This is a genomic window from Candidatus Hinthialibacter antarcticus (assembly GCA_030765645.1).
GTDB classification, from domain to species: domain Bacteria; phylum Hinthialibacterota; class Hinthialibacteria; order Hinthialibacterales; family Hinthialibacteraceae; genus Hinthialibacter; species Hinthialibacter antarcticus.
The window spans coordinates 17,283-33,975 of sequence record JAVCCE010000042.1; the positions used below are offsets into that span (position 1 = coordinate 17,283).

General features: G+C 45.0%; 11 protein-coding genes. 2 read left to right on the plus strand and 9 right to left on the minus strand.

The genetic code is table 11. The features are described 5' to 3' along the window. The first annotated feature begins 279 nt into the window (after positions 1 to 279). The gene (locus P9L94_10400; protein ID MDP8244479.1) at positions 280 to 3,072 is read left to right on the plus strand and encodes an FG-GAP-like repeat-containing protein; all 2,793 of its coding nucleotides are present in this window, start codon (positions 280 to 282) and stop codon (positions 3,070 to 3,072) included. 28 nt (positions 3,073 to 3,100) lie between these two features. Here P9L94_10400 and P9L94_10405 read toward each other — a convergent pair whose 3' ends face one another. From P9L94_10405 to P9L94_10425, 5 genes are all read right to left on the minus strand, one after another. Continuing rightward, positions 3,101 to 4,654: a Na+/H+ antiporter NhaC family protein gene (locus tag P9L94_10405; GenBank protein MDP8244480.1), complete on the minus strand. Its 1,554-nt coding sequence runs from the start codon at positions 4,652 to 4,654 to the stop codon at positions 3,101 to 3,103. Between the two features lie 593 nt (positions 4,655 to 5,247). Continuing rightward, positions 5,248 to 5,496 (minus strand): hypothetical protein, encoded by a 249-nt coding sequence (locus tag P9L94_10410; GenBank protein MDP8244481.1) that lies wholly within the window; start codon positions 5,494 to 5,496, stop codon positions 5,248 to 5,250. 276 nt (positions 5,497 to 5,772) lie between these two features. Then, on the minus strand, positions 5,773 to 8,031 hold the full coding sequence (locus P9L94_10415) for a polysaccharide biosynthesis tyrosine autokinase (GenBank protein MDP8244482.1): 2,259 nt from the start codon (positions 8,029 to 8,031) through the stop codon (positions 5,773 to 5,775). Between the two features lie 15 nt (positions 8,032 to 8,046). After that, positions 8,047 to 9,189, minus strand: a complete 1,143-nt coding sequence (locus tag P9L94_10420) for an SLBB domain-containing protein (GenBank protein MDP8244483.1) — start codon at positions 9,187 to 9,189, stop codon at positions 8,047 to 8,049. Then, entirely contained in the window at positions 9,186 to 10,007 is an 822-nt protein-coding gene (locus tag P9L94_10425; protein MDP8244484.1) for a hypothetical protein, read from the minus strand. Before P9L94_10425 ends, P9L94_10420 begins: the two co-directional genes overlap by 4 nt. 336 nt (positions 10,008 to 10,343) lie before the next feature. Between P9L94_10425 and P9L94_10430 the strand changes: the two genes are divergently transcribed. Continuing rightward, complete coding sequence (locus tag P9L94_10430; protein MDP8244485.1) at positions 10,344 to 12,140, plus strand: hypothetical protein; 1,797 nt, start codon at positions 10,344 to 10,346, stop codon at positions 12,138 to 12,140. Positions 12,141 to 12,147: 7 nt separating this feature from the next. On the opposite strand, the gene P9L94_10435 is transcribed toward P9L94_10430, so the two are convergent. The 4 genes from P9L94_10435 to P9L94_10450 form a co-directional block, all read right to left on the minus strand. Further along, on the minus strand, positions 12,148 to 12,756 hold the full coding sequence (locus tag P9L94_10435) for a GNAT family N-acetyltransferase (GenBank protein MDP8244486.1): 609 nt from the start codon (positions 12,754 to 12,756) through the stop codon (positions 12,148 to 12,150). Between the two features lie 30 nt (positions 12,757 to 12,786). Beyond that, entirely contained in the window at positions 12,787 to 14,004 is a 1,218-nt protein-coding gene (locus tag P9L94_10440) for a glycosyltransferase family 4 protein (protein MDP8244487.1), read from the minus strand. Beyond that, positions 14,001 to 15,878: a heparinase II/III family protein gene (locus P9L94_10445; GenBank protein MDP8244488.1), complete on the minus strand. Its 1,878-nt coding sequence runs from the start codon at positions 15,876 to 15,878 to the stop codon at positions 14,001 to 14,003. The genes P9L94_10440 and P9L94_10445 overlap by 4 nt, the downstream gene beginning before the upstream one ends. A gap of 121 nt (positions 15,879 to 15,999) precedes the next feature. Next, positions 16,000 to 16,524 (minus strand): UDP-N-acetylglucosamine 2-epimerase, encoded by a 525-nt coding sequence (locus P9L94_10450; GenBank protein MDP8244489.1) that lies wholly within the window; start codon positions 16,522 to 16,524, stop codon positions 16,000 to 16,002. Positions 16,525 to 16,693 lie beyond the last annotated feature (169 nt).

The following is a 16,693-nucleotide window of genomic DNA, read 5'->3' on the forward strand; positions in this document are numbered from 1 at the left end:
GGATTCCCCTGTCTGTGGACTGTGGTAATCTGTATTCAATTGTCTTAATTCTGGTTTATCCGGTAAGTGAGTACCTACATTGATGGATAGCCATATTTTTGACAAACCCTCTAAAAAAGACAAACCAAATCGAGCAGAGTTGTACCCATGCCTGATACAGCGAAAGATCAGGAATTCACGAAAAGGCGTCAAAAAACGCAATTCAATTTGTGATAAAGTACCTATATACTGGAAGAATCTTAATTCTATTTATTTGTATTCCCGTGGGAGGTCGTACGAATGATGCGTAGATGCGCTCTGTATCTATTCTGCGCCATATTGTTTTCTATTTGCGCTCTTGAAGTCTATTCTCAAAATGCGGGCAGTCGTATTGCGCCTCTCATCCAAACCATTGAAGACGGAAACCCAACCGAAGCCATTGAACGCCTCACGGCAATCAATGGGCCATTTTCTGCCCAAGAGCGCACCCTGGTTTTGCAGACCTTGAGCCGCATCGCGCCCGGCGGCGAGTGGGTCCTGTTTTTACGCGAACTTTGTGCGCGCAACCCCAAAGACGCTGATTACCGCTACACGTTAGCGCGTACCTGTTGGCGTTCCGGCGACGACAAGGCTGCGCTTTTTGAATGCGAAGCGGTGTTAGAACTCGCGCCCAACGATCCGTTATTGTTGTATCGAATCGCTGCCATTGCCTACGCGGCGAATGAATATCCCAAAGCCAAAGAATGGTTGAACCGCTTGTTGGAGGTGAAGCCCAATGACCTCAATGGGCTATTGTTGTTGGGGACGTTGCTCGCTCGCGACGGCGAAGATGACGCTGCCCGCAAGCAGCTGTTGCGTGTAATAGAATTAGACTCGAGAAATTATCTGGCGTATTTTGAATTGGGGAAACTCGCCAACCGGGTAGGCGACAGCGAAGAAGCCGAGCGCTACCTACGCGCGGCGATTGAAGGGTATCCCTTTTTTCGCGAGGCGGTGAACGCGCTGCTGGTTGCGCTGTCTCGTCAGAAGAAAATCGAAGAGCTGCAACAGATGCAGGAAATCTTTGAACACTTGCGGCAGTGGCCCGAAGTAAAACTCAACCGGATGTTATATGCCTATCGCAATCCCGCGAAAGTTCCTTCAGAAGAGGCGGAGCAATTAGTCATTGAACTGAGCCAGGTAAAACGCCCTGACCTGGCTGAACGCTACACCCGCTACCGCATGGACAAGGGGCTGGCTTCCCTGCAAGAAAAACTGTTGTTGTCGCGCCTTTATTACAACGAGCAAGATTACAAAAAAACAATCAAAATTTTAGACGCGCTTGCCCCGGAAGAGTTTGGACAGTCGCTCTTGTATGTATATTTGAGAACGCTCACCTTGATGCGGGTGGGGCGCATGCCGGAAGCGCAAGCGTTTTATAAAACGTATGCGCCGAATTTTCCTGATTCAGACGAACTGCAATCCATCGGCGCGGTTTTCCAGGAGGCGCTCTCCAGCGCGGGCGGCGTGGTTTCTCCAAAAGATTATGCCATTCGCTTTGTTGATGTATCTCAACAATCAGGGCTGCAAACCTTTCAGCATATTTTAGGCTCTCCCGAAAAACCGTGGATCACCGATGCGATGGGGTCGGGCGTCGCCGTCGGTGATTATGACAACGATGGAGACGATGATATTTATTTCGCGAACGGACGCCCTCAACTCAATCAGCCCGATGAAAAATGGCGCAATGCGTTGTTCAGAAACGATGGTGGAACCTTTGTAGATGTAACCGGCCCCACCGGCGTGGGCGACTTGGGGTTTGGTATGGCCTGCCTGTTTGGCGATGTGAACAACGACGGGTGGTTAGACCTGTTCGTCGGCAACATCGGCGCCAATGCGCTTTACATCAATAATGGCGACGGTACGTTTTTGGACGCAACAAAAGAGTCGGGTCTTGATGACCAGGGCTATTGCGCCGCCGCTGCCTTTGTTGATATCGACCACGACGGCGACCTCGATTTATACGTGGGCAACTACATCGAGTTTGACGAAAAAGCCGACGGCGAAAAGCGTTTTAATTATCACGGCGAAGATGTCTTTGTCGGGCCGCTGGGGTTTGATGCGCAGCCAGACTTGCTCTACATCAACGATGGCAAGGGCGCCTTTACTAACAAGGCCAAAGAGTTGGGCTTGCCGCAGGAATACAGCCGCGCCATGGGCTCCGTGTTTTTTGATATCGAAAATGACGGCGATTTGGATTTATACATCACCAACGATTCGACCTACAACACCGTCTTAGAAAACCAGGGCGATGGACATTTCAACGACGTGAGTTTTCCGTCCGGCGGGGCGTTTACCGAGAGCGGCGTCGAAGGCGCCAGCATGGGCATTGGCCCCGGCGACTTTAATAACGACGGCTTCATTGATTTGTATATCACATCATACGAACGGCAGACGGATGTTCTCTTTCAAAACCAGGGCAACGGATTTTTGACGGACGTCACCAGCCGCACCGGCCTTGCATCCAGCCGCATGTTGATTACCTGGGGCGTTGCGTTGTGCGACTTCGACGCCAACGGCTGGCTGGATGTCTTTACCGCCAATGGCCACATGTATCCACAAGTCAGAAAACTGGATATCGATTTGGTTTACGAACAGGGCGCTTCATTTTATAAAAATTCCGACGGACGTTTTGAAGATGTTTCCGACAGCGCGTTGCATTCATCCTACAAACCCGAGAGTGGACGCGGCGCCGCGTTGCTCGATTTTGACAATGACGGCGACATGGATGTTGTCATTAATAATATGGACGCCTCGCCGACGTTGTTAGAAAACCGCAGCCCGCACGGCGCCTGGTTGCAAGTCAAACTCGACGCGACCAGTGCTCAATCATACGGCGTACGCGTTGTCGCTCGCAAAGGCGATCAGGTTTGGATGCGGCTGGTAGACGGCGGTTCTGGCTATCTCTCACAGAACAGTTCGATATTGCATTTTGGTTTTGGCGACGTAAAAGAAATTGATTCGCTCACCATTGATTGGCGGCATCTCTCGCCGCAGGTGATCGAAAGCCCAAGTCTGAACCAGCGATTGGTTGTTTCGCCCGGCGGGGAATAAACTCAATCGAAGCATAGTTGTAAGTACATTATGATTCGTCGATGCCTTGCGGTTTGCGTCCGACCGTGTAGGCGACGATTACCAAAGCAACCCCTCCGCCAATGTTCAGCGTCCAGGCTGGAGCAACATTCACAGATAACAAACAAATGGCGGCAACCGCCGCTGCTGTCAGCGCGTACGGCAACTGGGTGTTGACGTGAGATGTGACGGTGCACCCACTCGCGGCGGACGAAAGAATGGTGGTGTCGGAAATCGGCGAACAGTGGTCGCCGAAAATCGCGCCGCCTAAGATGCTGCCGACGGTTGCGTTTAAAATTTCCGGGTTGGATTCGCTAAACGGCAACGCCAACGGCATGACGATGGGGATCAGAATTGACATTGTGCCGAAACTGGTCCCGGTCGAGAAACTAATCACCGCTGCGCAAATAAACGTCACAACAGGTAAATACGCGGGGTTGAAATCTGCGCCGAGGATCGACGCGACGAACGCGTCCGTCCCCAGTTCGGTACAGACCGAGCCGATGCTCCAGGCGAGGGTCAGGATCATACAAATAGGAAACATAGATTTGCAGCCGTCGAGCCAGGCGTCGTAGACTTTTGCAAACGATTCGCGCAATAACAGCAGGTGGATGCCGTACGCCAATACGGAGGCGAGCAGGGTCGCCCAGACGATGCTGCGGTAGGCGTCGGCGTTGTTAAAAATGTCAGCCATGGTTGCCCACGGCGTTCCCCAGTCGATTGCGGCGCCGTTTCTCACGCCGCTGTAGGTGAGAAAAATCAACGTGAAAATGGTAAGAACAGCGAACGGCGCAAACACCAACAGCGTGTATACATTCGGCGACTCAACGCCGCTGGTGTTGTCGTCTTCTTCATCAAAACCAGGGCCGCCGTTGCGGATGGCTTCTTCTTCGGCGCGTCGCATGGGGCCGAAGTCGCGTTGCGACCAGACTAGCCAAAAGCAGAAAAACAAAATCAATATCGGATAAAAACGATAGGGAATCGAAGTGAAAAATAGTCCGTATCCGCTATAGCCTTCGATGGCTTTGGCGTCTAATACGCTCTGAATGGTGGAGATTTCAAAACCAATCCAAGTTGAGATAAACATGATGGAGGTGATTGGCGCAGAGGTGGTATCGACCAGAAAGGCGAGTTTCTCGCGTGAGATGCCGACGCGGTCGACCAACTTGCGAAAGCCGTTGCCGACGATGAGCGAATTGGCGTAGTCATCAACAAAGAGCAACATGCCCGACGCCCATATACTGACGCCTGCGTTGCGCCGGGTGCGCAATATATTCGCCAGGGTCGAAATCCAATACCGGGTATAGCCGCTGCGGTTCATGATTTCCACGAAGCCGCCGATCAACACCACGAAGATGATGTTCATCAAATGGTCTTCATCAATAAGTGAATTGAGGATCAAACCGTCAACCGAATGAAACAGGGCCGAGAAGGGATTAAAGCCGTTAAGAATAAGCGCGCCGACGAATACGCCGATAAACAGTGAGAGAATGGCTTCGCGAAGAACAATGCAGAGCAAGATGGCGGCGAGCGGCGGCAATAACGATACGAACGTCCCTTCCATACTGGTCCTTTCGGTGGCTGAACAATGGTCGCTTCGGCGAAAAACAAAAACCGCTCGCCTATTTCAGCACGAAATAATGATTTGGGCAAAGGATAATGCTAAAAACTATGTGATCGTATACGGTGAGAAAAAAAGGGGCTTCCGTCAATTGGATCCTTTTTTACAAATTCGATTGAGATTTCACTGCATCTGGCATGGGTACAACTCTGCTCGCTTCAGTGCGGGCTTTCAGGCCCTTATGCAACGAAATAATAATATATCAGCTATGTAGGGGCGCAACGCGTTGCGCCCGAATCCCCCCTGTCGCTTCCAGCGCCGTCCCCCCTTAAAAAGCAATGTCATTGACTTAAGGGGTGGCAAGGGCAAGGCTGAATAAAATGAAGCCAGCCCTTGAAATATTGTTTGAATGTATCGCTTTATTTGTGCTGTTTTGAAATCCCCCCTGTCGCTTCCAGCGCCGTCCCCCCTTAAAAAGGGGGGGGCTAAAAGTCTTAAGTCAATGATATTGATGCCTGAATTGGTTTATTGATTTTTGATATATCGGAATTAGTTTTTGTATTCAAAATTATGGCAAGCACTATGAAACAGAAAATTTATTCATCATCATCATCGTTTTGCTCAAATAAAAAAGAAGCGTGATCTTTGTTTATTTTAACTTGAGTTTGTGGTGGTTTGGTTTCTTGGTTTGAATTACGGAATAAAATGATATGGTTTTGCCTCTGTTTTTTGGCGCTTGATGAAAAATTCACTTGTCTGCGGTTGCGATACCGCTGTTTTAATAATTCCATCATCATCCAACTGCCAACGGTTATCCCTAGTACGTCAGCGACAACATCGCTCATTTGTACATTGCCAAATCCCCAATAATCGAGCCATTCTTTTCCTATGCCTACGACGAAAGAATATGCGATGGCAATTAAAAAAACCAAAGCCAGAAAACGGTTTCGGATTTTGCGTTCCGATTGCCAAAAACGCGGTGAGTTGCTTTTGAATGTTGGGGTAAAGGAGAGAAAGCCGAAGATGACGACAATCGTTACGATAAACGATATGAGAAAATGAAGAAGTAAGTCTATTCGCATCCGCTTGTTGTTCGCCTTATCTGATTTGGTTATCTGTTATTACGCTTGTGTTTCAGGGACCGTGTTATTCGCGTAGCCATATCCGTGACGAGTATACACACTGCGCTCATTTGCAGGGACTCCATTCAACACAGTCGCAAAGATGTTCCCGCCGCTTCGATGAATATGGTCGATTGAAGTGACCAGGTCGTCTTTCACGACCTTTCCACTACGCACAACAAGCAACGTCGAATCAAATTGCGGGGAAAGGATGGTCGCATCGGGAGTCGCCAACACTGGTGCGGTATCAATAAATATGTAGTCAAACACTTCTTTTAATGAATCGATCATTTCAGAAAAATTCTTTGATGTTAAAATTTCACTCGGCATACTATGTGTCTTGCCTGCCGGGAGGAGGAATAACCCCGGAATATCCGTTTCAAATAGCGCTTGATCCAAAGACTCGGAGCCGTCAATTACGTCAATGAGTCCGATTGAACTATGCTCTCCAAAGAACCGATGCAGAGTTGGCTTACGAAGATCGCAATCGACCAAAACGACGCGTTTCCCAAGCAATGAGATTGCGGATGCGAGATTGGCGCAAACAGTGCTTTTGCCCTCGCCAGGGACGGAGCTGGTTATGAGAATCGTTCGTGAGCGGCGCACCATGTCAGAAAATAAAAACCGGGTTCTCAACGCAATCATTGATTCGGCTGCGGGCGACAACGACTCGGGATCAATTCTTCCTTCCGTGATCGATTCGTCTGTATTGGAAAACAAAGGGACGACGCCTAATACCGTTACGCCTGTGATTTGTTCGACTTGTTGAGGCGTACGAATTGTGCGGTCTTGGAACTCGATGAAAATAACAGCGCCAACAGCGACTCCTAGAGCGGAAGCAATCGTGAGAAGTACGATGCGTATCCAATTACGGTTAATCGGGCTTAGAGGGACTTCTGCATAATCAACAATCTCAAAAATGCGGCTACGGGTTTCCTTCTGGGTTTCAAGACTGCCTTTGGCTTGTTGTATGTCTTCGACGACAGACGTTTTCTGATCAATGATTTGGTCGCGAGTCCGTATTAAATCTTGCAATTCGCTCCATTGGGCGTCTCGGCTGTATTTTTCTTTTATGAGTTCTTGCTCTTCACTGTCCAATACGTTTTTGCGGGACAAATTACGCTCGTATTCGATTCGCCGTTTTTCAACAAGAGATAGTATTTCTTCGTCAATAGCGTCTTCTAATACATTGATTTGATTTGCCTTTTCTTTGTAGTCTGGATAATTTCGTCCATACCGTTCTTCAATTTCAGCAAATTCTTTTCGCAATTTTGTTAATTCGATTCGCCAGGTCTGCAGCGTAGATGAGTCGAGTGCATCAGGATTGATTGCGTTAAAGTTGCCGGTTTCGCTTGGAAGGAAGACTGATTCAAAATCCGTTCGCGCGTTTGTTAATTCATTGCTTGCTTCCGCCAGTTGTTGCCTGACTCTTGAAAGCCTGTCATCAATATCTTGAATCGGGTCGTATGAACTCACTCCCTGTAGTTGAAAAAAACCATTCTCTTTTTTGAATCCAAGAATGGATTTATCCATAGCATGAATTCGCGTGTCAATTTGCGTCAGCTGAGCACTGAGGCCGTCAATGTATTCATCTGTGAAGAGTTCATTTGATTTCCGGCTGAAATCAATATATTCCTCTGCGTGGGCGTTAGCAATGTTTGCCGCTAAAAATGGGTCTTTTGCGGTATATCTTAGATAGAGAATTCTTGGGGATGTTCGCTCTGAAGTCACTTTAAGGCCTGAGAGATAACGATTAACCAAGCGGCTCATTATTGGATCTGCGTAGGTCGTCGCGAGATCAACATCACCGGATAAAAGGGTAATAGGTTTACTCGCCGAATTCAGGTTTTCTGATGGTTTTGGCGACGAGTTATTACTTGTAAACGTATCATCGTTCCAAAGTTCAAATTGGTTAATAACATTTCGCGCAAACCGGCGGCTTTGAATTAAGTTAGGCTGAGCCATGTAGAATTCGAGTGAAATGTTTTCAAAATTCAAAAACTCTTCAAGGTTAAAAACGGGGCGTTTGGATTCAACTTTCAATTTGACCGTCGCTGTGTATTGAGGCGGATCTGAAATGAAGATGAAAAAAACGACGGACGCTACGCATATAAACGCAGCGATTCCGAGTTTCCAATGTCGCATAAATGTTTCTTGCACCCAGCGTAAATCAAACGCGAATTCGCTATCGCTTGATTCTATTGATTCAAACGGTTGCGAATTTCTTGATTGCAACGATGGTTCGTCAAAATCAACCATAAAAACAATACTTTCTTAAAACACTGACGATTCTAATACTGTAAGTGGTAACGAAAATGGATTCAGACGACGTAATGTATAAGGGATATTTAAAATGCTATGGCTGACATGAATGATGTCTCCAGGTTTCGCTATGTTATCTATTTCGTTTTTCTGTAAATGAGATAGTGAATATTTTGTCATCACCTGGCTTCCATCTGGGACAACTCGATAAACGCGTATCGTTCGACTGGCGACAAAGGTCCGGTCGCCTGCTTCGACAATGGCGCTTGTAATGGTCATATTCGGTTTCCATGGGTAAGCGCCTGGTTTATTTACCTGGCCCGCGACAAAAACAGTATCATTATCTGGTATATAGATACTGTCGCCAGCATTCATCGATTGATTGCGTATTTCAGAATTTGATTGATATTGCTCAGAAGTAAATGTGCTTAGCTGCTGATTGCCTTCTTGGTTGATATGATGCCATAAAAGAGTATGACCAGCATTATCCGAACGGCCTCCAGCCAATCCGATCGCATCCCCAATCGTTAGTGTGCGCGTAAGTGGAATATCACCCGGATTTTTCACTGCGCCTAGAATATAAACGTTCTCCGCAAAGGGGATGATAATTTCATCCCCTGCGTTTAATAACACATTCATTGTCGCTGACTGAATGTTGTTAGACTGCATCAGTTCTTCTCGATCAATCTGTACTTGTACACCGTCTAATCTCTGTAGATGAATAAAAGGTCCTGCTTGAGTATCGTCGACGCCCCCTTGGCGGGCGATCACTTCCCGGAGGCGAATTCCAGGATAGATTGGGACAATTCCTGGTGTTTTGATTGCTCCCGCCAAAGTAACAATCGCACTGTTCTGCTCGGTGATTTTTACGATAACCGTTGGGCTTACCAGAAATTCTTCATCGCGTAAGCGCTCTTGCATGTGGATTTCAAGTTCGCTGGAAGTGCGGCCTGCGGCATTCACGCGTTCAAGCAATGGATACGAAAAAGAACCATCGCCAGAAATCACAACTTCAAGTGAAAGGCTTGGTTCGTCATAAACAGTGATTGATAAAATGTCTCGAGGCCCAAGTTTTGGATCATTTGCATGAATGGATTGCACGATTGCAAGACCAAACAAGATAAAAACCATGATCTGGAACCATTTTGGCTTCATGATCCGCTAACCGCCTCTGTATTGATTTCAAAGCGTCCAGCATACTCAACAATATCAATCAGCGCGACGCCGATTCTGTGCCATTCCCCGGCTGACGTACAATGTTTGACTCGACCCGTAAAAATTACAAGAGTCGATTCGTTTAAGCGTTTAGAATCCCAACCCAATGTGGGAAAAACGAAATGAATTTCCGCTCCTTTTCGGATGGGGCGTGATGAGAAGAAGCCCACTCCAGAAAATGAGTCAACATCCAAGTCTTCTGTGACAGAGCCGATCCATTCCGATTGCAGAAATTCTTTATTGTCTACGCGACCATAAAAAAACGGGATCGAGACTGAGGCCCGTTCGCTGCGGCGGGGCATGAACTCATGACCGCAATTGAGACAGCGATTGGCCCCTCGTCGAACTTGTTTGTTGCAGGAAGGGCACGTATTGTCATTCGCAGTCTGTTTTAGTTGTTTAAGGCCTTTGGATTCGGGCTGTTGTTTGTATGGAAATGTGGCTTCATCCATAGAATCGCTTTTCCATAAAGGCAATTCTAAACCACTTTCTTTAATGCGTTTTTTGAGGTCTGCAGGCACTTTGACAAGGGTGATTTCACGATTGCTCTCAAGCGCTTGTTCAAATTGTTGCAACAAGGCTTTCACTGTGTCATCTGTTAGGGGGCCTAATTCTCCAAAATCAATAAATAGATGATGCTCAAGAAATTTGGGCGTAAACAACCATTTATTAAACTTTAACACATCTACAATTTCAAAATTTCCGCTCACATGAACAGAAATACCGTAGGGCATTTCCACTACTTTTAAAGTTGCCATGATGTCACTTTTCGTTAATGTCTTTATAGATTTATCCGAAACTAGTGTAACGGATTCAGTTTTATATCTTTTACGGGTTTAGGTTTTTAGACTCATGAAACGAGAAATAAAGAGATCGTTTATCATCAGTTCCTTTTTCCAGTCATCTGGAAACCTGTGGATCATACGAAGTAAATGTGGTATACTTAATAAGTTATCGGCTAAATGCTTTGCAACTCAATAGAGTTCTCTGGAAAATTTTACTTCCTGGTTGAGATATTTTGCAATTTTTATTCCATATACAATCTCCTGAGTGCTCAGTGATTGTTGGTGTAAAAATTGCTAGTTGGACGGATAATGCCTACAAAACTGTGTGGATACGTTAGCCCATTTGATGGTTATAAATGTGATACTCCTGCGTATCAAGGTTCGGAGGATGGTCTCTGTATCGGACACACGTTTGAAATCAAAAAATCTAAAAAAGCATTTCAGTCATTAATCATTCAAAAGTTTAAAGATAATGATTTTAATTTTGACGGATTTGTTTTTCCCGCCAAATTTTTTATAAAAAACATTCGTTTTGAAGGAACGGTATCGTTCATCGGTTGTACCTTTCAAAAAGGACTCCATTTTGAGAAAGTGAAGTTTCTGAGCGACCAAGTTCGATTTGACCAATGTTGGTTTGAAAAAAAAGATGTGTTCTTTGATCGCTGTATTTTTAATTCACCGAGAATTGTATTTAACGATTCTGCATTGACATCAGATACTATAGAGTTCAGGAACTGTGGCTTTTTCGGCGAAAAACTCGAATTTGATCGCGTTCAGTGGAAAGCCGATAAACATATTGCCTTTCTCGCGTGTCAATTTCGCAGTCAATCGAGCATGTTTGACAAAGCAATTTTAAAAGCGCCTGTTATTTCTTTCTTTGGATCTTCATTTCATGGGGACCAATTTGACTTTTACCGGACATCCTTCGAAACAAACAAACTTACCTTTAAGCGGATCAAGTCGATAAAAGGCAAAATCAATTTTAATGAAACTCGAGTTCGCTCTAATGTTTTTGATTTGTCTGAATCTATGTGGCACGATAAGGGGATGCGTTGGCAAAAAGTCAATTGGAGCGGCGACCGTCTATTATTCAACGATCTCAAATCGGTGGGCGCAAAAATCTCTATGCAGCGATGTAATTTAGTTGGCAACCAAATCAATTGGAAGTCAATGAACTTTGATAAATCGACATTCGAGTGTCTTGATTCAAAGATTCATGGTAAAAAATCCGTTTCATTTGACAATTCTTTTGTAGAAGGCCGTTTTCGGTTTAATAAAACAAAAGTCAATTCACCAGCCTTTTCAATGGTTGGTTGTCACATGAAAGGCGAAGATTTTTCATTGCAACAATCAACATTCAAAGGCAACTTGTTTGCTCTTACAAAGTCTGTGTTTGAAACTCAGCGCGCGTCATTAACGCGGACTCATATTGATGCGGAAGATGTTCGCTTTGATTACACTCGATTTGAAAACCTTCAAACCTCATTTCAATCTCTTCGCGCTGATGCGGAACGAATATTATTTACTTCCAGTCTGTTCGCCAGTAACCGGGTTGCGTTTAACCGTACCGTATTTAACGCTAGGCGAACCTACTTTGACAACACAAATTTCGGCTCAGGAATTGTCACTTTTTGGCGGACGGATTTTGGAGGCGGCGCTGAATTTAATGGAGCGAAAGACCGTGGAGCCATTATCCACTTTAATAGCGATTTATCCAATGTCCGTTGGGAAGGCGCCCTGATGAATCGCTGCCGGTTCCATGATTCGAAATGGCCAACAACGGGTTGGATGGGACGTTTTTGCTCGTCGGATGAGTTTCCCCTGATTAAAAGAAATAACTTCAGCCAACTGGTCGAAATCTATTCTTGGATCGCCAGTCAATATAGCGACTCGAATCAAGATGGGCTGAAACGTGATTTTCTCTTTTCAGCAAAAGAAATTGACCGCAGACGTTTGATTCAACAAAAATTAATGACGCCGTTAATCAAGATGGAATTACGGCGTTGGATGACCGGTTATGGTCTCGGTTTATCACACGTCGGCCTAATAAGAGGCGCGGCGGTATTCTTCACATCGCTTGCCCCCTTGTTTGTCAAAATTCGATAGCAGCCTATTATTCATTTCTTTTGATCGTCTTCTTAAAACACGCTGATATGGTTTCAAATAACTGAAACTGAAAAATAGTTTCAAACTGTTCTTTTTGATAAAACCTCAATCCTTCTTCATTGTCAGTGAACACAATGTATTCCGTCTGATTTGAGTCAATCAATATCTTCTCAAGTTCGCAGACTAACATCCTGCCGATTCCCATTCGGCGATGATTTTTATTGACAGAAAACGCAGTGAGTTCAGGTAAACACTGAACGGGTTTGGCTTTCCACTTTTTGATCAATGCGCGTAATACTGCAATTGGATTAAGCCGAAATGTGAACAATCGAAACCATAGTCTAGCGTTTATTTTTTTCTTCAACTGCTTCATCTCAGGGCTGCTATGATTGACCGTAAAACCAATGTAGCCAACGGTTGAGTTATTATGTTTGCAGACAATGACTCCGCTTTGTTTTGATTCAATCAATGCTTTATAGTAGTGATGAATGTAAGTTGCACCCAGCTGATTCATAATTCCATCGGGGAACGATTCAATATGCAGTTCGATTATTTTTGAAATCGCCTCATGATCATTTGTATTAACAAGATGGTATGAATAATTTGGTTCTGTCATTGCCTATTGTCTTTCGCCCATCACTTATTTTTACTGAGAAAAACGCTCTAGCACTTCAACGAATTGTTCGGCATGCGTATGCCGGTTAAAGTGCTTAAATACATAATCTCTTGCGCGTATTCCTTGTTCACTCGCAAGATTTCGATTCTGATAATAGTTCAATACGGCATCAGCATAAGCATTCGCATCACTCGGTGATACATAGCAGCCGCCGTCGCATTCTTCGATTACTTGACGGATCACTCCGTCAATGGCCAACAGGGTTGGCTTGCTCGCCGCCATATAGTCAAATACTTTGTTGGGATATGTCATTCGAAACATCGGGATATCTTGCAAGACTGCTGTGCAGACATCTGACGATAATAAAATCTCAGGGATTTCACTTTTAGGCCGTGTCCCAGCAAATGTTACGTTTGAAAGGTGGAGTTGTTCTTTCAACAATTCTAAATGAGGGCGCTCTTTTCCGTCGCCAACAATAAGAAAGTGTATATCCGTATGCTTTTTGAGATGGTTTGCCGCATGCAACAGCAGATCAATGTTATTCGCCAACCCTAAAGCGCCAGCGTAGGTAATAAGGAATTTATTCTGCAAATTATATTCGTCACGAATTTGATTTGTCGCCTGGGATGAAGAAAAACGCTCTACGTCTACGCCATTGGGGATCAAGGTGACCTTGTCGAAAGCAATTTTTTTATTGTTTGTCAAATAGTCTTTATAGGCTGGAGAATTGACAATGATATGCTCCGCTCTCGCATACAAAAAATTCTCTAACCGATAAGATAGCCAAATCAATATTGGATTTTTTAATACACCCATATCGACCGCAAACGCAGGCCATAAGTCGCGAATTTCGAGTAAAAAAGGCTTTTGTTTAATCAATGAAATTAACCAGGCCGAAACCGCTTGAAAGATTGGCGGCGACGTACCCAATACAACGTCGATTTGTTTTTGTTTTAAGCCATTGAAAAACGACGAAACCATGAAAGAAAAAAATGAGACAATTCGCCATACAAAACTTCGATGGTGTACGGGAGCGGTGTAGGAGCGGACAATTTGGATTTCATCTGTTTCATTCGAATCGCTCTGTTTGTCAATCGCGACTTTTTTACCAGTCATATAATTCAAGTCGCTGGCGATTATGGTGAAAGTATGGCCTTTTGTTGCCGCCAACTGGGCCAATTCATAATGGCGTGTTCCTCCAAATTCATTTGGAGTGATAAACGCCTGATGGATGAATAAGGTTTTCATTGGTTCACTCGGGATTCAGGATAAAAATGTGTTTCAAAGATGACGTTGCTATTCGTTGTTATTTCGATGACAAGTGAAAGCGCTGGCGCCGCATGTAGGTAATAAGGTGACCACCAGCCTTGGCTGCTGTTTGTATCTGCGCGAATGATGGTAGACACCGGAGAATGCCCCGGCGTTTTCCATTCAATTGTATAACTGCCTTCCGGTGTTTTTAGCATAACTGTTTTCGCTTCTTGATTGTATTGATAAGGCCAGTCTGCTAGCAACCAATGTAGACGGTAATGATGTATGTTGGCTGAATTTGAGTTTGCGACGCGGTCAGTAACGACCCAGTGGTCATTGCCCAGCGCATTGACGCTTCGTGTATGTAATATGCCTTTGTTAAGATATCCGCTATGCACTGCTTCTATGTTTGAATCCGATTTTATGTTTACGCAACATTTCGCCCATGGAAGAAATAAAAAACGGTTCACTTTTTCCATTTGGTTTGATCGGTCAATCTCTATTGTATTGTGACAACTTGTATCCATCATGCTATGTGAGAAAGCGTCTTTTGTGTTATAAGAAAAAGTACCTGGCTCTAATGTGATCGGTTCACTTTTATTCCAGATACCTATGTGTAACAGGTCCGCGTGTGAGGGGCGGTGTTTAAATTGAGCGGGAGAATGAAAATAGAGTCTCGAATTGGGTTGATGGATAATATTATGCCCCCCATTCTCTGCGTGCATATTATTCTGACTTCGTGCGTGTTTCTCTCTTTCTGAATGTAATTGTGAATCCCCGCTCAACCAATACAAGGCCTCATCCCAAGGCCCAGACCGTAGTAATAAATTTGGCGCAAAAAACCAAGCAGTGGTTTGAAGGGCAGGGCGGAAATCAAGATAGTCACAATCGCTTAATGGTAAAATGTTTGATCCGTCGTTATGGCCGACAAGGGGCGCTGATCCCGTTTTTGAATCTACCATTTGATTCAAAAAACATACAGCGCGTTCGCCGCCAGAGAGAATACTCGAATGGATGTTTTTGTTGCATTGCGTTTCTAACGCGACATACCACACCAACATATTGAGCATTAATCGGTGATAGACGGTTGAATGCTGTGCAAACGAACCGTCATCATAGATAAGGGCGTCAACTTCATGCTGAAGGGCTTTGAGCGCATACTGCTCCCAGCGTAAAGAAAATTCAGATTGATTCAATAAACGAACGGCTGTGATTAACCCAACGCATTCACTGATGCCATGATTGTTTGACTGGCTGAGGGCATAGTCAATATTGCCTGCAATGCGCTCACCCGTTGCTAAAACAAACTGGCGCCATCGTTTGAGTCTGTCACTGGTTGTTGCCGCGTCGTTTCTCAAAACTCGGATCGCAAAACAGGTCGCGATCAGTCGAAAGGAAGCCTCTTGGCCGCACTTCCAATGAACGCCAGTGTTTGGAGGGTTGTGATCAAGCCAATCCTCAAACAAACGCCAGAAACATTCAGCAAATTTTGAATCCTGACTATGCGCATAGGCGCGCGCTAAAGTGAATGCCCACGAAAAACGCCCCATTTCCCAGATCGCTTTAATGTCGCCAAATTCAAAGTCTGACAACTGTGACCAGTGGACGCCAGATTGAGCGCGTTCTTTCGTAAAAGGGTTCTGAAACCAATCTGGAGGGTTCCCTACATTCTTCTGGTGAAAACTGAAGAGAGTGAAATGTCCTTGAAGTATTTGTTCGGCTTCACAAATTACTTTGTTTGTCGGTGAATCGGACAGTTGAATGTGTTGTTGAAAATAACTGCGGAAATTCGAGTCGAATATTGGGATAAAACTCAATACGGATTCATCAATTTCTGGATCAGGAATCGAATCCCATGATGTACAGGGCATGCGCCGTTTCAACGCGCCTGTACGTATTCGTAGCCAATAGCGAAACCGAAATACAACCCAGCGGAAGCCGAGGTTGCGTAGTAAATAGTATAGGGTTCGAACTCGCATAGGGTGTTTGAAGTTATGCCCCGCCGTTTTTAAATGAATGATTTAATAGTGTTTCGAGATGGTGAATAATTCGTTTGGCGGTTTGGCCGTCCCACAATTCTGGAATCGACCCCGTTTTCCATTCTCCCGCGTGAATACGCTCAAAGTAAGTTTTTAAGTTGTCTGGGTTGGTTCCAACAAGTTCGTTTGTTCCTTCAGTAATTGTTTCTGGTCGTTCTGTCGAATCTCGCAAGGTCATACAGGGGACGCCCAATACAGTTGTTTCTTCTGTGATTCCACCGGAGTCAGTAATTACCGCTTTGGCGTGTTGGATCAGATAATTAAATTCCAGATACCCCATCGGCTCAGTTAGAATTAAATGTTCAGAGTGAAGAAGGTTATCATTCAGACAGTTCGCTGTTCGAGGGTGAATTGGAAACACAACCGGAATTCCAGCAGCATGTAGGAGAATTGTATTGACTAAATTGTGCAAATGGTTTTCTTCATCAACATTCGCTGGACGGTGAAGGGTCATGACAAAATATTTTTGTTTATTCAGTGATTTTTGTTCCCAAAACGCGGGCTTTTTAAAATAGGGCTTTGACGTGCCCCTCTAGAATGGTTCCATGTGAAGTGAGAGAAATAATGAAACGGAAGGGATTTCTCTCATGTCAAAAAGCAAAGGCAAGCGGTACACGGAAGAACAGATCCTAGCGATCTTGAATGAA